We start from the raw sequence: 19,532 nt of genomic DNA, 5'->3' as shown, positions 1-19,532 counted from the left end.
TTTAGATGACCTCCGGCGCCAGCGAGACGATCTTCATGAACTTCTTGTCGCGGAGCTCGCGACCGACCGGACCGAAGATGCGGGTGCCGCGGGGGTCGCCATCGTTCTTGAGGATGACTGCGGCGTTCTCGTCGAACTTGATGTAGGAGCCGTCGGGACGACGGGTCTCCTTGACGGTGCGGACGATGACGGCCTTGACGACGTCGCCCTTCTTGACGTTGCCACCGGGGATCGCGTCCTTGACCGTGGCGACGATGACGTCACCGAGGCCGGCGTAGCGACGCTTCGAGCCGCCGAGAACGCGAATGGTGAGCAGCTCCTTGGCGCCGGTGTTGTCGGCGACCTTGACTCGTGATTCCTGCTGAAGCACTGTGCACTCCTTCTTTCAAGCAAGCCGTGAGGCTTACTTGGCCTTCTCGACGATTTCGACGAGGCGCCAGCGCTTGGTGGCGCTCAGCGGACGGGTCTCGGAGATGACGACGAGGTCGCCGATGCCGGCGGTGTTCTGCTCGTCGTGCGCCTTGATCTTCGAGCTACGGCGGATGACCTTGCCGTAGAGGGGGTGCTTCACGCGGTCCTCGACCTCGACGACGATGGTCTTCTCCATCTTGTCGCTGACGACGTAGCCGCGGCGCACCTTGCGGTAGCCACGAGCCTCGGTGGCCTCGACGGCGACCTCGGCTGCAGCAGCCTTCTTGGTCTCAGCCATGATCAGGCCTCCTTGGTCTCTGCGGTCTCAGCCGGGGCTTCTGCCTCGGCCTTGGCCTTCTTGGTCTTCTTCGCGGCGGCCGGAGCTGCCTCGACGGGAGCCGGCGTCGCACGGATCCCGAGCTCGCGCTCACGGATCACGGTGTAGATGCGGGCGATGTCCTTCTTGACCGCGCGGAGGCGGCCGTGGCTCTCGAGCTGACCGGTGGCGGCCTGGAAGCGCAGGTTGAACAGCTCTTCCTTGGCCTTCTTCAGCTCGTCGACGAGACGCTCGTCTTCGAAGGTGTCGAGCTCGAGCGACTCGAGCCCCTTGGTTCCGACGGCCATTATGCGTCGCCCTCCTCGCGCTTGATGATGCGTGCCTTGAGGGGCAGCTTGTGGATGGCACGGGTCATGGCCTCGCGAGCGAGCTGCTCGGAGACGCCCGAGACCTCGAAGAGGACTCGACCCGGCTTGACGTTGGCGACCCACCACTCGGGCGAACCCTTACCGGAACCCATTCGGGTTTCGGCCGGCTTCTTCGTGAGCGGACGGTCGGGGTAGATGTTGATCCACACCTTGCCGCCACGCTTGATGTGACGCGTCATGGCGATACGAGCGGACTCGATCTGACGGTTGGTCACGTACGCGGGGGTCAGGGCCTGGATGCCGAACTCGCCGAAGGAAACCTTCGTGCCGCCGGTGGCCTGGCCCGAACGGCCGGGGTGGTGCTGCTTGCGGTACTTGACTCGACGGGGAATCAACATGGTTATGCCTCAACTCCTGCGGTCGCCGGCTGCTCGGCCTTGGGGGCGCGGTCGCGGCGGGGACGGTCGTTGCGCTCACGCGACGGCTTCTGCGAAGCCTGCTCGCGAGCGAGTTCCTTGTTGGTGATGTCGCCCTTGTAGATCCAGACCTTCACGCCGATGCGGCCGAAGGTGGTCTTGGCCTCGTAGAAGCCGTAGTCGATGTTCGCGCGGAGCGTGTGCAGGGGCACACGGCCTTCGCGGTAGAACTCCGACCGGCTCATCTCGGCGCCGCCGAGGCGGCCCGACACCTGGATCCGGATGCCCTTGGCGCCGGCGCGCTGGGCGCCCTGCAGGCCCTTGCGCATCGCGCGGCGGAACGCCACACGAGCGGAGAGCTGCTCGGCGATGCCCTGGGCGACGAGCTGGGCGTCGGCCTCGGGGTTCTTGACCTCGAGGATGTTGAGCTGGATCTGCTTGCCGGTGAGCTTCTCGAGGTCGGCGCGGATGCGCTCGGCCTCGGCGCCGCGGCGGCCGATCACGATGCCGGGACGGGCCGTGTGGATGTCCACGCGGACGCGGTCGCGGGTGCGCTCGATCTCGATGCGGCTGACGCCGGCGCGGTCGAGCGACGTCTGGAGCAGACGACGGATCTTGACATCCTCGGCGAGGTAGTCGGCGTAGCGCTGACCGGGCTTCGTCGAGTCGGAGAACCAACGCGACACATGGTCGGTGGTGATGCCGAGACGGAAGCCGTACGGGTTGACCTTCTGGCCCATTACTTCGTACCCTCCTCGGGCGTGGCGAGGACCACGGTGATGTGGCTCGTGCGCTTGTTGATGCGGAAGGCACGACCCTGCGCACGCGGCTGGAAACGCTTGAGGGTGGTGCCCTCATCGACGAATGCACGCGCGACGTAGAGGTCCTGCTCGTCCAGGTAGGTGTTCGTGGCATCGGCCTTGACGCGAGCGTTCGCGATGGCCGAAGCGACGAGCTTGTACACGGGCTCGCTCGCACCCTGCGGGGCGAACTTCAGGATGGCGAGCGCCTCCTGAGCCTGCTTGCCGCGGATCAGGTTGACGACGCGGCGAGCCTTCATGGGGGTGACGCGGATGTGTCGCACGCGGGCGATCGACTCCACCATTTCTTCCTCCTTCACACCACCGCGTTAGCGGCGGCGGCCCTTCTTGTCGTCCTTCACGTGTCCACGGAAGGTGCGAGTGGGGGCGAACTCGCCGAGCTTGTGGCCCACCATGGTCTCGGTGACGAACACCGGGATGTGCTTGCGGCCGTCGTGCACGGCGATCGTGTGGCCGAGCATGGCCGGAATGATCATCGAGCGACGCGACCACGTCTTGATGACGTTCTTCGTGCCGGCTTCGTTCTGGACGACGACCTTGCGAAGCAGGTGCTCGTCGACGAAGGGGCCCTTCTTGAGACTGCGAGGCATCTTCTCTTACTCCTACTTGCGCTTCTTGCCGGCGGTGCGACGACGGACGATGAGCTTGTCGCTTTCCTTGTTGGGGCGACGGGTGCGGCCCTCGGGCTGGCCCCAGGGGCTCACCGGGTGACGACCACCGGAGGTCTTGCCCTCACCACCACCGTGCGGGTGGTCGATCGGGTTCATCGCGACACCGCGGACGGTCGGGCGGACGCCCTTCCAGCGCTTGCGGCCGGCCTTGCCCCAGTTGATGTTCGACTGCTCGGCGTTGCCGACCTCGCCGATCGTGGCGCGGCAGCGCGCGTCGACGTTGCGGATCTCGCCCGACGGCAGGCGGAGCTGCGCGTAGGGGCCGTCCTTGGCGACGAGGCGGACCGACGCACCGGCCGAACGGGCCAGCTTCGCGCCGCCGCCGGGGCGGAGCTCGATCGCGTGGATCACGGTACCGGTGGGGATGTTGCGCAGCGGCAGGTTGTTGCCCGGCTTGATGTCGGCGTTGGGGCCCGACTCGATGGGGTCGCCCTGCTGGAGCTTGTTCGGCGCGAGGATGTAGCGCTTCGTGCCGTCGATGAAGTGCAGGAGCGCGATGCGAGCCGTCCGGTTGGGGTCGTACTCGATGTGCGCGACCTTGGCGGGCACGCCGTCCTTGTCGTTGCGACGGAAGTCGATGACGCGGTACTGGCGCTTGTGGCCACCGCCGATGTGGCGGGTGGTGATGCGGCCCTGGTTGTTGCGTCCACCGGTCTTGGAGAGCGGGCGGAGCAGCGACTTCTCAGGCGTCGAGCGGGTGATCTCGGCGAAGTCGGCGACCGACGAGCCGCGGCGGCCCGGGGTCGTGGGCTTGTACTTGCGAATAGCCATTGTTTTCTATGCTCCTCAGCCGACAGCCGTGAAGATGTCGATGGAACCGGACTTCAGGGTCACGATCGCGCGCTTGGTGTCCTTGCGCTTGCCGATGCCGAAGCGGGTCCGACGGGTCTTGCCCTGACGGTTCAGGGTGTTGATCGACGCCACCTGGACGTTGAAGATCTTCTCGATCGCGAGCTTGATCTCGGTCTTGTTCGAGCGGGGGTCCACGATGAACGTGTACTTGCCCTCGTCGATCAGGCCGTAGCTCTTCTCGGAGACGACCGGCGCGATGATGATGTCGCGGGGGTCCTTGTTGTGCGCGGCGCTCATGCCGAGACCTCTTCCTTTTTGGCCGACTTCGAGGCGATGAACGACTCGAGCGCTGCCTTGGTGAAGACGACGTCGTCGGAGACGACCACGTCGTATGCGTTCAGCTGGTCGGCCGCGAGCACGTGGACCGACTCGATGTTGCGGACGGCGCGCTGCGAGAGCTCGTCTTCGCGGCCGATGACCACGAGGAAGCGCTTGGCCGGGGCCACCTTGCCGAGGAGCGCGACGGCGTCCTTGGTCTTGGGGGTTTCGGACGCGGCGAACGTCTCGACGGCGTGGATGCGGCCCGCGCGGGCGCGGTCGCTCAGCGTGCCGAGGAGCGCGGCGGCGATCATCTTCTTGGGGGTGCGCTGCGAGTAGTCACGCGGCTGCGGGCCGTGGACCGTGCCGCCGCCCTTGTGCTCGGGAGCACGGACGGAGCCCTGACGCGAACGGCCGGTGCCCTTCTGCTTGAAGGGCTTGCGGCCCGAACCCGACACCTCGCCGCGGTTCTTGGTCTTGTGGGTGCCCTGGCGCGCGGCGGCGAGCTGCGCCGTCACGACCTGGTGGATGAGCGGGACGTTGGTCTGCACGTCGAAGATGTCGGCGGGCAGCTCGATCGAGCCGGACTTCTTGCCGGTCACGTCGAGGACGTCGATGGTGTTGGCGGTAGCCATGGACTACGCCCCCTTCACAGCGTTGCGGACGAACACGAGACGGCCGCGCGCACCGGGGACGGCGCCCTTGACGAGCAGCAGGCCCTTCTCGGCGTCGACCGCGTGCACGCGGAGGTTGAGGACGGTCACTCGCTCGCCGCCCATACGGCCGGCCATGCGCATGCCCTTGAAGACGCGGCTGGGCGTCGAGGACGCGCCGATCGAGCCGGGCTTGCGGTGGTTGCGGTGCGAACCGTGCGATGCCGAGACGCCCTTGAAGTTGTGGCGCTTCATGACACCGGCGAAGCCCTTGCCCTTCGAGGTGCCGACGACGTCGACCAGCTGGCCGGCTTCGAAGGTGCCCTCGACGGTGAGCTCCTGGCCGTTCGAGTACGACGCGGCGTCAGCCGTGCGGACCTCGGTCACGTGGCGGCGCGGCGTGACGCCGGCGGCCTCGTAGTGGCCCTGGAGGGGCTGCGTGACCTTGCGGGGGTCGATCGCACCGGCGGCGATCTGGACGGCGTTGTAGCCGTCCTTCTCGGGCGTGCGGATCTGCGTGACCACATTGGGGGCGATCTCGATGACGGTCACGGGGACGAGCTTGTTGTTCTCGTCCCAGACCTGGGTCATGCCGAGCTTGGTGCCGAGCAGACCCTTCACGTTCTTGGTAGCGGTGGACATCAGATACCTCAGAGCTTGATCTCGATGTTGACGTCGGCCGGAAGGTCGAGTCGCATGAGCGAGTCGACGGCCTTGGGCGTCGGGTCGACGATGTCGATCAGACGCTTGTGCGTGCGCATCTCGAAGTGCTCGCGGCTGTCCTTGTACTTGTGGGGCGAACGGATGACTGCGATCACGTTCTTCTCCGTCGGAAGCGGCACCGGGCCGACGACCGTGGCGCCCGCGCGGGTCACCGTGTCGACGATCTTGCGTGCCGAGCTGTCGATGACCTCGTGGTCATACGACTTCAGTCGAATGCGGATCTTCTGTCCCGCCATGTCGAACTCTCTCTCTGTCAAGGCGTCATACCCCTTCCGAGGGCATCGGACGCCGCGTAGTACTGATGAAGCACCACTGTTCTGCTGTCAACGACCGTTGATCGAGCCTGTCGAAGGCACCCCGCTCACGCGCAATAGCACAGTTGCGATGGCCTCGACACACTCGACCTTCGAGTCTCCGACTCCCCGTGCGTGCTCGCGCCCGCGCGTGACGCACGGATTTCTCCGTGCGTCGTGGTGTCGGTTGTCGTGTTCTGCTGCCCGCGGCCTAACCTGACCCTGTCGCTCCCCGCGGAATACTCCGTGCGGAACCGGTGGTTATGCACTGCCTGGCAGTGATCCGAACGGCGCGCGGCAAGGCACACCGAATGGAATGTTGAACTCAACGAGTTTGCCACATTCGGGGCATCCGTGCAACCCGGGCGTGTCGCGCTCCGAAGACCCCCGGCTGACTCACAGCCCCGGCGTCACAGGGCGCCGCCGCGTCCGTCGAGAGCGCATGATTGAACCAGCACCCTGCACACACGAAAGGCAACGACATGACGGATGTCTCGCACGAGCCCAGCACGATCGCCGGCACCGGGAGCGTCTCGGCGACCCGCGTCGCACCTCGCATCTACGAGGCGCGCAACGAGCGGGGTGCGAGCGTCGTCGTGGGCGGCTCCGAACTCGACGGCACGCACTTCACGCCCGGCGAGCTCCTGAAGCTCGCGCTCATCACGTGCGCGGGCCTCTCGACCGACCGCGTGATCTCGCGCCGGCTTGGCGACGACTACCGCGTGACCCTGTGGGCGCACGGGCTCTCGGACCCCGACTCGAACGCGTACGAGCGCATCGGCGAAGAGATGCTCCTCGACCTGTCGTCGCTCTCTGCCGACGACCGCTCGAAGCTCATCGGCATCATCGGGCGCGCGATCGACCAGGGCTGCACCGTCAAGCGTTCGGTCGACGAGCAGATCGAGGTCGGCCTCGTCGTCGACGGCGAGACGGTGCACTGACCCGGGAGACGACGAACGGGGCCGCGCCCGAAGGCGCGACCCCGTTCGAGATCGAGTAAGCGGACTTACTTGACGATCTTGGTGACCGTACCGGCACCGACCGTGCGACCACCCTCACGGATGGCGAAGCCGAGGCCCTCCTCCATGGCGATGGGCTGGATGAGCTCGACCGTCATGTCGGTGGTGTCGCCGGGCATGACCATCTCGGTGCCCTCGGGCAGCGTGATGACGCCGGTGACGTCCGTGGTGCGGAAGTAGAACTGCGGACGGTAGTTCGCGTAGAACGGGTTGTGACGCCCGCCTTCCTCCTTGGAGAGGATGTACGCGGTGCCCTCGAAGTTCGTGTGCGGGGTGACCGAGCCGGGGGCCACGACGACCTGGCCGCGCTCGACGTCCTCGCGCTTGGTGCCGCGGAGCAGGAGACCGCAGTTCTCGCCGGCCCAGGCCTCGTCGAGCTGCTTGTGGAACATCTCGATACCCGTGACCGTGGTCTTCTGCGTCGGGCGGATGCCGACGATCTCGACCTCGGAGTTGATCTTCAGCGTGCCGCGCTCGGCGCGACCCGTGACGACCGTGCCACGACCGGTGATGGTGAAGACGTCCTCGACGGGCATGAGGAACGGCTTGTCCTTGTCACGCACGGGGTCGGGGATGAAGTCGTCGACGGCCGTCATGAGGTCGAGGATGGACTGCGTCCACTTCTCGTCGCCCTCGAGCGCCTTGAGGCCCGAGACGCGCACGACGGGGGCGTCCTCGGCGAAGCCCTGGCTGGCGAGGAGCTCGGAGACCTCGAGCTCGACGAGCTCCAGGATCTCCTCGTCGTCGACCATGTCGGCCTTGTTGAGCGCGACGAGCAGGTACGGCACGCCGACCTGCTTGGCGAGCAGGACGTGCTCGCGCGTCTGCGCCATGGGGCCGTCGGTCGCCGCGACCACGAGGATCGCGCCGTCCATCTGAGCCGCACCGGTGATCATGTTCTTGATGTAGTCGGCGTGACCAGGGGCGTCGACGTGCGCGTAGTGGCGCTTCGGCGTCTCGTACTCGACGTGCGAGATGTTGATCGTGATGCCGCGCTGGCGCTCCTCGGGAGCCGAGTCGATCGACGCGAAGTCGCGCTGCACGTTGGTGGCCGACGGGTACTTGTCGGCGAGCACCTTCGAGATGGCGGCGGTGAGCGTCGTCTTGCCGTGGTCGACGTGACCGATCGTGCCGATGTTGACGTGCGGCTTGGTCCGCTCGAACTTGGCCTTAGCCACTGTGGGTCCTCCTCAGGACTCATGCAGCCGTGCCGGGCGCCGGATTGCGCTCGGTCGACTACGGGGTTGTGTTGATATGTTACGCGACCCGGCTGGGTCGTGCGGGCGGGGCCGGAAATGCCCCTGGTGAGGGGGCTATTCGCCCTTGTTCTTCTGGACGATCTCGTCGGCGACAGCCTTCGGGACCTCCGCGTAGCTCTCGAACTCCATCGAGTACACGGCGCGGCCCGAGGTCTTCGACCGCAGGTCGCCGATGTACCCGAACATCTCCGAGAGCGGGACGTGCGCACGCACGACCTTCACACCGGCGGCGTCCTCCATGGACTGGATCTGGCCGCGGCGCGAGTTCAGGTCGCCGATGACGTCGCCCATGTACTCCTCGGGAGTACGGACCTCGACGGCCATCAGCGGTTCGAGCAGGACAGGGTTCGCCTTGCGAGCGGCCTCCTTGAAGCCCATCGAGCCGGCGATCTTGAACGCCATCTCCGACGAGTCGACGTCGTGGGCGGCACCGTCGGTGAGGGTCGCCTTGACGCCCACCATCGGGTAGCCCGCGAGGATGCCGTACTGCATGGCGTCCTGGAAGCCGGCGTCGACCGAGGGGATGTACTCGCGGGGCACGCGACCGCCGGTGACGGCGTTCACGAACTCGTACGTCTTGTCGCCCTCGACCTCGAGCGGCTCGAGCGCGAACTGGATCTTCGCGAACTGACCCGAACCACCGGTCTGCTTCTTGTGGGTGTAGTCGTGACGCTCGACGGCGCGCTTGATCGTCTCGCGGTAGGCCACCTGGGGCTTGCCGACGTTCGCCTCGACCTTGAACTCGCGCTTCATGCGGTCGACGAGGATGTCGAGGTGGAGCTCGCCCATGCCCTTGATGACGGTCTGGCCGGTCTCGGGGTTGAGCTCGGTGCGGAACGTCGGGTCTTCTTCGGCGAGCTTCTGGATGGCCGTGCCGAGCTTCTCCTGGTCGGCCTTGGTCTTGGGCTCGATCGCGACCTCGATGACCGGGTTCGGGAACGTCATCGACTCGAGGACGACCTGGTTGTCGGGGTCGCACAGCGTGTCGCCCGTGGTCGTGTCCTTGAGGCCGATCACGGCGTAGATGTTGCCCGCGGTGACCGAGTCGACCGGGTTCTCCTTGTTGGCGTGCATCTGGAAGATCTTCCCGATGCGCTCCTTCTTGCCCTTGGTCGAGTTGACGACCTGGCCGCCCGAGTCGAGCGAGCCCGAGTACACGCGGATGTAGGTGAGCCGACCGAAGAACGGGTGCACCGCGACCTTGAACGCGAGCGCGGCGAAAGGGTCGTTGGCGTCGGGGTGACGCTCGATGATCTCTTCCTCGTTGCGCGGGTTGCGGCCCTCGACGGCCGGCACGTCGAGCGGCGACGGCAGGTAGTCGATGACGGCGTCGAGCATGGGCTGGACGCCGCGGTTCTTGAACGCCGAGCCGCACAGGACGGGGTAGATCTCGGAGTTGACGGTGAGCTTGCGGATCGCGCCCTTGATCTCGGCGACCGTGAGCTCTTCACCGCCGAAGAACTTCTCGAGGAGTGCGTCGTCGGTCTCGGCGACGGTCTCGAGGAGGGCCTGACGGTACTCCTCGGCCTTCTCCTGGAGGTCGGCGGGGATCTCCTGGACCTCGTACTTGGCGCCCATGGTCACGTCGCCCTTGGCGTCGCCGGGCCACACGAGTGCGCGCATCTCGATGAGGTCGATGACGCCGATGAAGTCGTTCTCGGCACCGATCGGGAGCTGGAGCACGAGCGGCTTCGCGCCGAGGCGCTTGATGATCGTGTCGACCGTGAAGTAGAAGTCCGCGCCGAGCTTGTCCATCTTGTTGACGAAGCAGATGCGGGGGACGTTGTACTTGTCGGCCTGACGCCACACCGTCTCGGACTGGGGCTCGACGCCCTCCTTGCCGTCGAAGACGGCGACCGCGCCGTCGAGCACGCGGAGCGAGCGCTCGACCTCGACCGTGAAGTCGACGTGGCCGGGGGTGTCGATGATGTTGATCTGGTTCTTGTTCCAGAAGCAGGTCACGGCGGCGGACGTGATCGTGATGCCGCGCTCCTTCTCCTGCTCCATCCAGTCGGTCGTCGAGGCGCCGTCGTGGGTCTCGCCGATCTTGTGGTTCACGCCCGTGTAGAACAGGATGCGCTCGGTGGTGGTGGTCTTGCCGGCATCGATGTGGGCCATGATGCCGATGTTGCGGACCTTGCTGAGGTCGGTGAGCACGTCTTGTGCCACGGGGTTCCTCCGGGTGGTTCAGGAACGAACGGTTTGGGGTGAGCGGATGCCTCGCAGGCGACGCCGCGAGGCATCCGCTCGGCCGACTACCAGCGGTAGTGGGCGAAGGCGCGGTTCGACTCAGCCATCTTGTGCGTGTCTTCGCGGCGCTTGACCGCGGCACCGAGGCTGTTCGACGCGTCGAGGATCTCGTTGGTGAGACGCTCGGTCATGGTCTTCTCGCGGCGGGCCTTGGCGTAGCTGGTGAGCCAGCGGAGCGCCAGGGTGTTCGCACGGTGCGGCTTGACCTCGACGGGGACCTGGTAGGTCGAGCCGCCGACGCGACGCGACCGGACCTCGAGGGTCGGGCGCACGTTGTCGAGGGCCTTCTTCAGAACGACCACGGCGTCCTGGCCGGACTTGTTGGCGACGTTCTCGAGCGCTTCGTAGACGATGCGCTGCGCGAGGTCCTTCTTGCCGTCGACGAGGATCTTGTTGACGAGCTGGCTGACGACGGGCGAACCGTAGACCGGGTCGGCGACGACGGGACGCTTGGGAGCGGGACCCTTGCGAGGCATTACTTCTTCTCCATCTTCGCGCCGTAGCGGCTACGAGCCTGCTTGCGGTTCTTCACGGCCTGCGTGTCGAGGGCGCCGCGGATGATCTTGTAGCGAACACCGGGGAGGTCCTTCACACGACCGCCGCGCACGAGCACCATCGAGTGCTCCTGCAGGTTGTGGCCCTCACCGGGGATGTAGGCCGTGACCTCGGTGCCGTTGGAGAGCTTCACACGGGCGACCTTGCGGAGCGCCGAGTTCGGCTTCTTGGGGGTGGTGGTGTACACACGCGTGCACACGCCTCGCTGCTGAGGGTTGGCCTTCAGGGCGGGCGCCTTGGTCTTGGTGACCTTGGGCGTGCGACCCTTGCGGACCAACTGCTGAATGGTTGGCACTGCTTCTCCTAATTGCGCTGCACGGTGACAGCTTTGATGGATTTCACATCACGACCCACCGGAGCCGCCGAGTGACGGAACCTGTGATTGGTGGGTATGCCGTGGGGGCGACGTGCGCCCTGAGTGTGCGATTCTTTGAGAACTCGCGCCGCGCTCGGACCGAGCACAGCACAAGCGCGCGCCAACGCGCACACTCGATCAAGTGTAATGCCGCGTAACGTCGCGGTCAAATGAGGTCGGATGCCCCGGGGCCGTGTTCGCGGGCGGCGGAACACCGTGGCATCCGGCCCGTCAACCCGGCCATCCGGGCGCGTCGAGCTCGCGGTCGAGATCGGCGAGGAGCTCGGCCACCTGCGGCTCGACGAGCCGCTCGACCGCGTTGCCGATGCGGCGCCGGTGCTGCACGAGCTCGACGCAGATGCGCCGGCCCAGCTGCTTCGCGAACTCGTCGGCGAGGCGCACCTCCTCGCGGAGCGCCTCCTTCTCCTGCGGAGTGAACGGCCGCGGCGCGGGCTCCGCGGCCTGTGCGGCGACGTCGGCCTCGAGGCCCGACAGCGTGAACAGGAACGGCTGGTCGGGCACGGGCTCGGGGTCGAGCTCGAGCCCCCGGAACTCGGGGTCGAGCCCCTCGGCGGCACGATAGCCGCGGCGCGCCTTGCGATCCTCCGCGAGACGGATCTCGCGGTGCAGGAGCGGGAGGTTCCGCGCCGTGTAGTCGTCGACCGCCGTGTCGATGATGCCCTTCATGCGCATCGAGAACGCGTGCTGCACGGGATGCGGCACGTCGACGTCGAGCCCCGCCGCCTGCAAGATGGGCGAGCCGAAGCACTTCTGACAGAGCCGCACGCGCGCGCGGTGCGTGCCCGGCCGCCACCGCGGCAGCCACTGGAGCCACCGGTCGACCTCGTGGCTCACGCGCGCTTCGATCGAGCCCTCCACGGGAGTTCACGATACTGCGATGCCGACCCGCTCCCCCGTTTCCGGGGGTCGAATGGCGTGGCGGTGCGCCCAACGGCGGCCCCGGGGCATCCGCTCACTCGTCGTCGCGCTCCCACGGCCAGCGCGGCCTGGCCATCCCGCCGCGCCGCCCGCGCGCGACGAGCACGGCCGCGACGGCGACGATAGCCCCGGAGGCCGCGACCGCGAGCCCGACCCATCCGCCGCCGAGTCCGAGGCCGAACAGGACGCTCTCGAGCACGTTGCCCGTCGTCCGCAGGATGTGCCCGACCGTCGCGACGACCGCGAACGCGAGCCATGCGCCCGCCGCGCTGAGCGCGACGGTCGCCGCCATACGGTCGGGGCGGCGAAGCCGCAGTCCCAGCACGACGAGCACCGCGAGAGTGGATGCCCCGACCGCGACGGGTGCCACGAGGACGCCCACGGCGGGGTCGGTCACGACGTCGGTCTCGGAGAGAAGGCTCACGAAGCCGAAGACGGCGACGACGAGCGCGAGATGCAGGGCGGCCGCGAACCCCGCGACGATCCACGACGTGCGGTCGGGCGCGGGCGGAAGGTCGTCTGGATGTCGCGGCTCGCTCACCCTTCGAGGCTACGCCCGCGAGTTCGCCCCGGCGCTGGTCACGCGGTCAGGCCGTCGCCCACCCCACGAACCCGGCGCACCCGATGGTCAGCTGGAAGAAGCCGTCGGTCTTGTCGGTGAGGATCGCGTAGGACTTGGCCGCGTCGCCCGCGTCGAGCGCCTCGTCCATACGGTCGAGGTTGCGGAGCCCCGTCGGCAGCCACGCGCGCAGCGCGCCTTCGGGAAGCTCGGACGGATCTTCCGCGAGGATCTCCCGCACGGCCGCGATCGCCGTGCGCAGGGTCGGCAGGTCTTGCGGGCGATACGCCGCACCGAGGCTCGTCGCGACGAGCTCGGTGACCGGCTGCCGCAACCGATTGCAGCGATCTTCGAGCGCGGCGGCGCTCACCCGTTGCCGCCGCGCGAAATCGTGAACTTCTCGAGCGGCGTGCGCACCCCGTCGCGGAACGCCCCCAGACCCGCCTCGAAATCGACCGCCGACCCGACGAAGAGCGCCGACTCATCGGGCGCGACGTAGATCTTGCCGCCGCCGCGCACCGCATGCACGAGACACACCCCGAGGCCGTCGGGCAACTCGATCACGTTGAGCGTCGGGTTCTCGGTGAGCTTCGCGAACAGGGCACGACCCACGTCGACCAGGCGGTCGAGGGTCGACGCCGAGGCATCCGCTTCGGATGCTCCGGCCGCGGAATCGCCGAGAGCGACCTCGACGACCGTGTGCCGCACCTCGGTGAGGCTCGCCTCGGGCACCGTCGCCTCGTAGACGCCCGCCTCGAGCTTCTGCAGCCTCAGGGCCTCGGCCAGGTCGGCGTCGTGCCCCAGGTACGCCACCCGGTTCATCGTCTGCCCGTCCTGCGACCAGGACCCGACCACGCGAACATCGAGACCGTTCCACACGGCGAGCACCTCGAGCTCGAAGAACTGCTCGATCTCGCTCGGCGCCGGTACGAGCGGAGCCCCCGTCGACGGGTCCAACACGACGACCCGACCGCCGACCAGATCAGCGAGCCGCGAAGCCCCGCCGACCTTCGCATAGCCGCCGACGTACGCCGACGGCGATGCGGGCAGCCGCCCTGCGACGTTCCCCAGGACCCTCCACCCGGTCGCAACATCCGCATACTCGGCGAGCACGCGCGGTTCTCGCCCGTTCTCGAACCGAACGAGCTGCGTGCCCGGCGCCATTCGCGCCGGCCGAAGCCACCACACCGGCACCGCCCGCTCGAACGGCGCGAACCCCGTGCCGGTGAACGGCGCGCGGTCGAGGAACACCCCGCCGGTGCGCTCGAGGTCTTCACGCGTCGTGCCGCCGATCGCGTCGTCGAACCGCATCGTCGGCGACACCTCGAAGACGAGCACGTCGATCGGTCCATCGGGCGTGAACGGCGTGCCGGGGAAGCCGAGCGCGTGGACGCGGTAGAGGTCGCCTGGAGTCGTCAGGTCTTGCACATCGGCACGGCGCACCACGAACCCCGATAACCGATCGAAGCCGTGCTCGAGGATCGCCGCCGACATCGCGGGGGTCACCGCCTTCTGCAGTGTGGTCATGCGTTTCCTTCATCCCATTCCCGGTCGAGCAGACCGACCGCCTCCAAGTATGTCGGTCCAATGTGTTGACTCATCGCGCGATCGAGCTCTCCTTCGACGACCGTGAACCTGAACTCCGAGATCTCGTCGAACGGGAGCAGGCAGCGCTTGGGTGGCCACACCCCTTTCGTCCACAGTCCTCCTCGACCTCCCACGACCACTGATTGATGACGACAACGGTCCGCCATCCCGCCGGAAGCTCCGCCTCGGTCACGATCCGAGCCAGTCCGGCCAACCCTGCGACCGGCATCACTCGCAACCACTCCACCGTCGAGGCCGACCAGCGGGAGCTCGCGTAGATCTGCATGCCGAGGTCGGGAATCTCCAGCACTGACGAGACGACCCAATCGAGCGGGCGAGCGCTGTCTTGGTAGTCCGCCAGCTCGAGGACACGCTCGCTGACGATCGAGGGCCACACGGGCAACCACACCCCCTCCGACCTCGGTAACCGAATCCGGGAAGCACACGGGAGGAAGCGGCGACCTGCGACTGTGCAACCGGCCGCCGCCGAGCCTGGTCCGCGAGACCGTTGCGGACCACGGTGCCCCGGGCGCATCGGTGGCGTGCAGCCCTTCGATGCAGGCCGAAGGGACGGGTCCGCCGACGTAGCCGCGGAAACGCAACTCGAGTGCTTTCACGACGAAGTGGCAGTTGAATGCGAAACGCTTCTCGAACGCATACCGTTCTCGTTGACCGCCTTGACGGACGACTCGATTTCCGGCGGGGCGTGGTCAGCTCGACGCTGCGACCGGCGTCATCCTCCTGATCTTCGCGAAGTTCGGGGTGTGGAAGTCTTTGCGGACCTCGCCGGTCCGCTTGTCTACGAAGATCGCGAGGTTGTCCCAGCGGGCGAACGCCTCGAGGCCGTCGACGTAGAACTGACGAGACCCCCACACGGGCAAGTAGTCCTGATCGTCCTCGAACCACTCGTCGCCGATGTACAGATCGCCCGAGATCGCGGGCGGGTGCTCGGCAAAATACCGCTCGAGCGATCGACGTGCTTCCTGGATCGTCACCATAACCCCTAGTCTCGCTCCCCGTCCTGGACATACCCTCCCCGACCGTTCGTCACGAGGCGCTTCGCCCCGCGCCGGGCGCCGCTCCGGCGGCCGAGGGCGCAGCCGCCGGAGCGGCCGTAGGGGGCGCGATCTCGAGCTTGAACTGCACGGCGCCGGCTTCCAGGCGGAGGTTCTGGTCGCGAAGCGCCTGAATCTCGCCCTGGAGGCGAACCGCCTCGACCATGCTTGTCGCGGGATCGCGCAAGATCGCGATCCGCTCGTCGATGAGCTCGTCGTTGCGCGCCCGCCACCGCTCGTTGGCTGCAACCTCACGGTCGATCATCTGTTGCGGACGGGCTGAGGGAGCGGCCGCATCGCGCCAGTCGAGCATCAGCTGGTACTCAGACTGCGTCCACGGCTTCGAGGTCTTCACCACCTCACTCGTGGGCAGTAGATCGTCCACCCGCATGACCATGATGTCCCTCCACGGCGCGATCGAGGTCTCGTTGAAGTGCATCTCGTCGAGATACCCGGAAGCGTCGGTGTCGTTCACCTGACCGTCGTACAGCTTCACGCCATCGGCTTCCTTCACCACGGTGAAGATGTGACCGCCACCGGTCTTCCAGTACCCGGCGATGAACCCGCGGCCGCCCTCGGGCCACGAGTCCGTCAGGGCTTCCAGGGCCTCCATGGGTGTCGATCCCTGGGAGTCGCCGAGGTTCTCGAAGTCACGTCGACTACCGTCGGCTTTCACCCAATCGGCGGCGATGCTGTGGGTGAAGCGGCCCTCGTAGGAGAGATCGACCGCTCCTGTGGAAGAGTCCGCCTGCGCGCCGACCACGGTAGGGCTCGCGACCACGTCGTAACCGCGGAACCGGAGCTCGAGCGCGTTGACGACGTAGTGGCAGTTGTTCAGGAAGCGCCCCCGGTCGACGGTAACGCCGAGCCCGTTGACGACGTGGATCGCCGTGGCGCGAGCCTCCGGTGTCTGCAGGTGCTGGAACGCCTCGTCGAGCACCGGGTGGTAGAGGACCTCGGCAACCGGCGACTGGACGGGCCCGTCGGCGATCGGATCGTCGACAGCGGAGTCGCTGTCGACCCCGGTGGCGGCCTCCGTCGCAGCGTCGGAGGACTTCTCGAGCGTGTCCGGCTCTGTAGAGTCGGTGTCGACCGACTCGGCCGGGGCCGACGACTCCGGCCCCGAGGAGTTCGAAGTTGTGAATTCCGAGATCGTGCCGGTTCGCACGTCGGCGTGGGTCGGCGGCACCGTCGCCTGGCTGTTCCAGCCGGGGCCGCGGGCACCGCGGTCGGCGCCCTGGGCGTCGACGTCGGCGTGGGCCTGGGCGCCGACCGCCGACAGCGCGTGCGGCTTCGTCCCGTCGGCGTTCACGATGTGCTCGGGTCGGATCGAGACATCCCAGTTCGTCGCGTCGGGCTCGTGCGGCGGCCACGGCGTGCGGGTACCCGACTGCGCGTCGAGCGCCCATACCGTGTCGCCGTCGAAGTACGCGTTGAACCAGTGCCCATCGCCGGTCGACCGGTCGATGCCGACGACGCAATGCGACCCCGGCCCCATCGCGGTGAGCGTCGACGCGATCTGGTCGGGTGTGGCGGCGGTCTGCGGGTTGCCGGTTCGCGCTTCCATCTGCGCGACGTCGAGGGTGCCGGTGGATGCCTCGGAGCTCGACGCGCCGTTCAAGAAGTCGTTGAGGTTCGCCGACGTCTTGCCGCAGTTCGTCGCGTAGCCGTTCGCCGGGTCGGACGGGTCGTAGTGCGGGTTGATCTTCGCAAGCGCCGAGTCGATGTCGTCGATCGTGCGGGTCGTCGTGTTGTGTGCGGCGGACTCGGGCGTCGATGCGGTGTCGGCCGGGTGCGCTCCGGGGCTGTCGGCGCCGGGCGCCGCCGGGGTCGCCGGCGTCGTCTGCGAGGCGTCGGCGGAACCGTGGCCCGGCGTGCCCGTTGCAGGGGCGGCGCCGTGCGGAGCGGGCGCGGCGGGCGCCGAACCCCCGGGGGTGTGCGTCGGGAGGAACGTCTGGACGATCCGCGGACGGAACCCGAGCGCCGCCGCGCCGGCGGCCAGGCCGCCTCCGGCCGCCGCCGCCGCCTCGGGCTCGAGCACGAGCGACTCCGAGTGGCCGGTCGCCTCGTCGAGGTCAGTCGCCTGGGGGTCTCCGGATGTCTCGGGCTCTCCGGATGCCTCGGGCTCACCGGATGCCTCAGACGCCGCGGTCGCGTCGTCGAGTCGGGCAGGCGTGTCGGCCTGGGCCGGAGCCTCGGCATGCACGGGAGCATCCGCGTGCACCGGAGCGTCGACGTGCGCGGGAGCGTCCGCATGCGGCGGGGCATCGACATGACTCGGCGCATCCACGTCCACCGAGGCATCCGCGTGCACCGGCGCATCGACATGACTCGGCGCATCCACGGGCGCGTCAGCATGAACCGGAGCATCCACATGCACCGGAGCATCCATATGAACCGGCCCATCAACATGACTCGGCGCATCCACGTGCGTCGGCGCATCCACGTGCACCGGGCCATCCACATGCACGGGAGCATCCACGTGAGCCGGAGCATCCGCATACGCAGGTGATGGCGCATCCACGTGCGCAGGCGCATCCGAAGGCGACCCGTTGCCGAGATCGACGCTGCCGGCGTCGACCGCGTTCGGCACATCGACGCCGCCGGCCGCGCCGCCGCTCGCGCTGCCGTCGGCGCTTCCGCCGCCGACGGTGGGGGCGTCCGAGCTCACGTCGACCGAGCCGCCGCCGCCCGACTGGCTCGACGCTCCGCCCGAACCCGGCGTCGGGGCGTCAGACGAGATGTCGATGCCGCCGCCGCTCGGGCCCGTGACCTTCGCATCGCCCGCTGCCGCACCCGGGATCGAGCTCGTGTCGATGTCGGGCGCGCCGCCGCCCTTGCCGCCGTGACCCGCCGAGGAAGGCGCACCGTGCCCGCCGCCCGGTCGTCCGGCCAGGACGCCTCCGAGCAGGGCGCCGCCCGCCATCGCCGAGAGCGGCTCGAAGGGCTGCCCGGACAGGCCCGACTGCGCCAGCCCTTCGCCGAGACCGTCGACTGCGCCGCCCGCGGCCTCGACCGCGAGGTGGATGCCGCGCTTCGCGCCGGCGTGCGTGACGGCTCCTGTGACGAGCCCGCCTGCGCGCGAGAAGGCGCCGCCCCCGGCACCGCCCGCCGCCGAGGCGAGGGCGGCGTTGAGGACGTTCTGCGGCTGGTACTTCGGGTCGAGCGCACCGCGCACGGTGTTGAACCCTGCGGTCGTGATCCCGCTTGCAAGCCCCGCCGCGAGCGTCTCGCGCGCGACGTGGACGCCGCCGCGGATCGCGAGGCGTGCGACGCGGAGCGCGGCCTGGATGAGGGTCCTGAGCTTCTTGCAGAGCGCCGCGATCTTGAGCGCCCACCGCAGCACGGTGAACCCGATCTTCGCGGCCATGGCTGCGGCACCCGCGCCGAACGTCACCGAGCCGAGCAGCGCACCGATGCCGATCTCGAGCGCGATCTCGATCGCCATCTGCGCGATGAACCAGCCGATCTCCTGCCAGGCCTTGTCGATCTCGTCCATCATGCCCCGCGCGAAACCGGCCATCGAGTCGGCGGAATCGGCGAGTTTGCCGAACGAGACGCCGAGCGAGCGCTGGCAGGAGAGGATGGTGCTCTTCTGCGGGAACGTCATCGACGCGACGCTCGTGAAAGAGCCGCCGACTCTGGTCTGAGCGCTCGTGAGCGCGTTCGAGAGCTCGGTCCAGGCGGACTCGGCGTTCGAGAGCTTGCCTCGGTCTGCCGAGGGCAGGACGACGCCGATCGTCGCGAGCGCGTCTTGCAGGAAGTTGCCGAACTCGCCCAACGGTCCCTCGGGTCCCTTGCCGAGTGAGGTCGGCACCGACGCCGAAGGCGGGGTGAGCGTCGGGGACTCCTCGGGGATCCGCGACGACGAGGCCGATTGGAACGCACCGATCAGCTGGGCTCCGTCGTACGCGCGGCCCGTGTTCCCGAGTGCTGCATCGATGACCCGAACGGTGTTCGCCATCGCGAGCGCCGACTTCATGACGTCGACGGCGTACGAGTCGTAGCCGGGCTCGCCGTCTTGTCCGTGCGCGAAGACCTCGGCCGACTCGTCGTCGCCGGCCATGCCGCCGGTGCCCGCGAGGGCCGATTCGCATGCGCGCACTGCGCGCGAGACGGACTCGGCGATCGAGTACAGGGCTGCGCCGTCCGCGGCGAGCCGCGCTGCGTCGAGCTGGACTTGCGACATGGAGGGTCTCCTGGATGTCGGG

23 protein-coding genes are annotated in these 19,532 nt (G+C 68.0%); 1 reads left to right on the top strand and 22 read right to left on the bottom strand.

Translation table 11 applies throughout. The features are described 5' to 3' along the window. Position 1: 1 nt before the first annotated feature. From rplN to rpsJ, 12 genes are read right to left on the bottom strand one after another with little or no spacing between them, the layout of a single operon-like run. On the bottom strand, positions 2-370 hold the full coding sequence (rplN, locus tag ET445_RS07195; RefSeq protein ID WP_056734946.1) for a 50S ribosomal protein L14: 369 nt from the start codon (positions 368-370) through the stop codon (positions 2-4). 33 nt (positions 371-403) lie between these two features. Next, positions 404-709 (bottom strand): 30S ribosomal protein S17, encoded by a 306-nt coding sequence (rpsQ, locus tag ET445_RS07190; protein ID WP_129190153.1) that lies wholly within the window; start codon positions 707-709, stop codon positions 404-406. Between the two features lie 2 nt (positions 710-711). Further along, positions 712-1,035: a 50S ribosomal protein L29 gene (rpmC, locus tag ET445_RS18255; protein WP_129190151.1), complete on the bottom strand. Its 324-nt coding sequence runs from the start codon at positions 1,033-1,035 to the stop codon at positions 712-714. Continuing rightward, a complete protein-coding gene (gene rplP / locus ET445_RS07180; RefSeq protein ID WP_129190149.1) occupies positions 1,035-1,454 on the bottom strand; it encodes a 50S ribosomal protein L16 in 420 nt (139 codons plus the stop codon). The genes rpmC and rplP overlap by 1 nt, the downstream gene beginning before the upstream one ends. 2 nt (positions 1,455-1,456) lie before the next feature. Next, the gene (rpsC, locus tag ET445_RS07175; RefSeq protein ID WP_129190147.1) at positions 1,457-2,212 is read right to left on the bottom strand and encodes a 30S ribosomal protein S3; all 756 of its coding nucleotides are present in this window, start codon (positions 2,210-2,212) and stop codon (positions 1,457-1,459) included. After that, on the bottom strand, positions 2,212-2,577 hold the full coding sequence (gene rplV / locus ET445_RS07170; protein WP_129190146.1) for a 50S ribosomal protein L22: 366 nt from the start codon (positions 2,575-2,577) through the stop codon (positions 2,212-2,214). Before rplV ends, rpsC begins: the two co-directional genes overlap by 1 nt. Positions 2,578-2,601: 24 nt before the next feature. Then, the gene (gene rpsS / locus ET445_RS07165) at positions 2,602-2,883 is read right to left on the bottom strand and encodes a 30S ribosomal protein S19 (protein ID WP_018171448.1); all 282 of its coding nucleotides are present in this window, start codon (positions 2,881-2,883) and stop codon (positions 2,602-2,604) included. 12 nt (positions 2,884-2,895) lie between these two features. Continuing rightward, a complete protein-coding gene (gene rplB, locus ET445_RS07160; RefSeq protein ID WP_129190144.1) occupies positions 2,896-3,735 on the bottom strand; it encodes a 50S ribosomal protein L2 in 840 nt (279 codons plus the stop codon). A gap of 15 nt (positions 3,736-3,750) precedes the next feature. Further along, positions 3,751-4,053 carry a 50S ribosomal protein L23 gene (gene rplW, locus ET445_RS07155; RefSeq protein WP_127794248.1) on the bottom strand — a complete coding sequence of 101 codons (303 nt, stop codon included), beginning with the start codon at positions 4,051-4,053 and terminating at the stop codon, positions 3,751-3,753. Then, positions 4,050-4,709, bottom strand: a complete 660-nt coding sequence (gene rplD, locus ET445_RS07150) for a 50S ribosomal protein L4 (protein ID WP_129190142.1) — start codon at positions 4,707-4,709, stop codon at positions 4,050-4,052. The genes rplW and rplD overlap by 4 nt, the downstream gene beginning before the upstream one ends. 3 nt (positions 4,710-4,712) lie before the next feature. Beyond that, a complete protein-coding gene (rplC, locus tag ET445_RS07145; protein WP_129190140.1) occupies positions 4,713-5,369 on the bottom strand; it encodes a 50S ribosomal protein L3 in 657 nt (218 codons plus the stop codon). An 8-nt stretch (positions 5,370-5,377) separates the two neighbouring features. After that, entirely contained in the window at positions 5,378-5,686 is a 309-nt protein-coding gene (rpsJ, locus tag ET445_RS07140; RefSeq protein WP_106816553.1) for a 30S ribosomal protein S10, read from the bottom strand. 539 nt (positions 5,687-6,225) lie between these two features. On the opposite strand from rpsJ, the gene ET445_RS07135 reads away from it, so the two are divergent. Next, positions 6,226-6,684, top strand: a complete 459-nt coding sequence (locus ET445_RS07135; protein ID WP_129190138.1) for an OsmC family protein — start codon at positions 6,226-6,228, stop codon at positions 6,682-6,684. A gap of 65 nt (positions 6,685-6,749) precedes the next feature. Here ET445_RS07135 and tuf read toward each other — a convergent pair whose 3' ends face one another. The 10 genes from tuf to ET445_RS07085 form a co-directional block, all read right to left on the bottom strand. Then, positions 6,750-7,940 carry an elongation factor Tu gene (tuf, locus tag ET445_RS07130; protein ID WP_129190136.1) on the bottom strand — a complete coding sequence of 397 codons (1,191 nt, stop codon included), beginning with the start codon at positions 7,938-7,940 and terminating at the stop codon, positions 6,750-6,752. 135 nt (positions 7,941-8,075) lie between these two features. Then, positions 8,076-10,190, bottom strand: a complete 2,115-nt coding sequence (gene fusA, locus ET445_RS07125) for an elongation factor G (protein WP_129190134.1) — start codon at positions 10,188-10,190, stop codon at positions 8,076-8,078. A gap of 86 nt (positions 10,191-10,276) precedes the next feature. Further along, a complete protein-coding gene (rpsG, locus tag ET445_RS07120; protein ID WP_129190132.1) occupies positions 10,277-10,747 on the bottom strand; it encodes a 30S ribosomal protein S7 in 471 nt (156 codons plus the stop codon). Then, the gene (gene rpsL / locus ET445_RS07115; RefSeq protein ID WP_056734914.1) at positions 10,747-11,121 is read right to left on the bottom strand and encodes a 30S ribosomal protein S12; all 375 of its coding nucleotides are present in this window, start codon (positions 11,119-11,121) and stop codon (positions 10,747-10,749) included. The genes rpsG and rpsL overlap by 1 nt, the downstream gene beginning before the upstream one ends. A gap of 291 nt (positions 11,122-11,412) precedes the next feature. After that, positions 11,413-12,060, bottom strand: a complete 648-nt coding sequence (locus tag ET445_RS07110) for a spermidine/putrescine ABC transporter substrate-binding protein (RefSeq protein ID WP_129190130.1) — start codon at positions 12,058-12,060, stop codon at positions 11,413-11,415. Between the two features lie 94 nt (positions 12,061-12,154). After that, positions 12,155-12,661 carry a DUF6121 family protein gene (locus ET445_RS07105; protein WP_129190128.1) on the bottom strand — a complete coding sequence of 169 codons (507 nt, stop codon included), beginning with the start codon at positions 12,659-12,661 and terminating at the stop codon, positions 12,155-12,157. Positions 12,662-12,707: 46 nt separating this feature from the next. Next, a complete protein-coding gene (locus tag ET445_RS07100; RefSeq protein WP_129190126.1) occupies positions 12,708-13,049 on the bottom strand; it encodes a hypothetical protein in 342 nt (113 codons plus the stop codon). Further along, the gene (locus ET445_RS17585; RefSeq protein ID WP_208008568.1) at positions 13,046-14,206 is read right to left on the bottom strand and encodes a hypothetical protein; all 1,161 of its coding nucleotides are present in this window, start codon (positions 14,204-14,206) and stop codon (positions 13,046-13,048) included. The genes ET445_RS07100 and ET445_RS17585 overlap by 4 nt, the downstream gene beginning before the upstream one ends. A 770-nt stretch (positions 14,207-14,976) precedes the next feature. Then, positions 14,977-15,264, bottom strand: a complete 288-nt coding sequence (locus ET445_RS07090) for a hypothetical protein (RefSeq protein ID WP_129190124.1) — start codon at positions 15,262-15,264, stop codon at positions 14,977-14,979. 49 nt (positions 15,265-15,313) lie between these two features. Then, complete coding sequence (locus ET445_RS07085; RefSeq protein ID WP_129190122.1) at positions 15,314-19,510, bottom strand: toxin glutamine deamidase domain-containing protein; 4,197 nt, start codon at positions 19,508-19,510, stop codon at positions 15,314-15,316. Positions 19,511-19,532: the final 22 nt, after the last annotated feature.

The organism is Agromyces protaetiae (assembly GCF_004135405.1).
GTDB lineage: Bacteria > Actinomycetota > Actinomycetes > Actinomycetales > Microbacteriaceae > Agromyces > Agromyces protaetiae.
The sequence above is the reverse complement of the archived record's forward strand: the minus strand, read 5'-3'. Positions and strand labels throughout refer to the sequence as shown.

Excerpts from the sequence above, each read along its gene's own strand:
- rplP (WP_129190149.1), bottom strand. The coding sequence starts at position 1,454 with ATGTTGATTCCCCGTCGAGTCAAGTACCGCAAGCAGCACCACCCCGGC.
- rpsJ (WP_106816553.1), bottom strand. The coding sequence starts at position 5,686 with ATGGCGGGACAGAAGATCCGCATTCGACTGAAGTCGTATGACCACGAG.
- rpsC (WP_129190147.1), bottom strand. The coding sequence starts at position 2,212 with ATGGGCCAGAAGGTCAACCCGTACGGCTTCCGTCTCGGCATCACCACC.
- rpsG (WP_129190132.1), bottom strand. The coding sequence starts at position 10,747 with ATGCCTCGCAAGGGTCCCGCTCCCAAGCGTCCCGTCGTCGCCGACCCG.
- rpmC (WP_129190151.1), bottom strand. The coding sequence starts at position 1,035 with ATGGCCGTCGGAACCAAGGGGCTCGAGTCGCTCGAGCTCGACACCTTC.
- ET445_RS07090 (WP_129190124.1), bottom strand. The coding sequence starts at position 15,264 with ATGGTGACGATCCAGGAAGCACGTCGATCGCTCGAGCGGTATTTTGCC.
- rplC (WP_129190140.1), bottom strand. The coding sequence starts at position 5,369 with ATGTCCACCGCTACCAAGAACGTGAAGGGTCTGCTCGGCACCAAGCTC.
- ET445_RS07135 (WP_129190138.1), top strand. The coding sequence starts at position 6,226 with ATGACGGATGTCTCGCACGAGCCCAGCACGATCGCCGGCACCGGGAGC.
- rplW (WP_127794248.1), bottom strand. The coding sequence starts at position 4,053 with ATGAGCGCCGCGCACAACAAGGACCCCCGCGACATCATCATCGCGCCG.
- rplB (WP_129190144.1), bottom strand. The coding sequence starts at position 3,735 with ATGGCTATTCGCAAGTACAAGCCCACGACCCCGGGCCGCCGCGGCTCG.
- rpsQ (WP_129190153.1), bottom strand. The coding sequence starts at position 709 with ATGGCTGAGACCAAGAAGGCTGCTGCAGCCGAGGTCGCCGTCGAGGCC.
- rplD (WP_129190142.1), bottom strand. The coding sequence starts at position 4,709 with ATGGCTACCGCCAACACCATCGACGTCCTCGACGTGACCGGCAAGAAG.
- ET445_RS07085 (WP_129190122.1), bottom strand. The coding sequence starts at position 19,510 with ATGTCGCAAGTCCAGCTCGACGCAGCGCGGCTCGCCGCGGACGGCGCA.
- ET445_RS17585 (WP_208008568.1), bottom strand. The coding sequence starts at position 14,206 with ATGACCACACTGCAGAAGGCGGTGACCCCCGCGATGTCGGCGGCGATC.
- rplV (WP_129190146.1), bottom strand. The coding sequence starts at position 2,577 with ATGGTGGAGTCGATCGCCCGCGTGCGACACATCCGCGTCACCCCCATG.
- rpsS (WP_018171448.1), bottom strand. The coding sequence starts at position 2,883 with ATGCCTCGCAGTCTCAAGAAGGGCCCCTTCGTCGACGAGCACCTGCTT.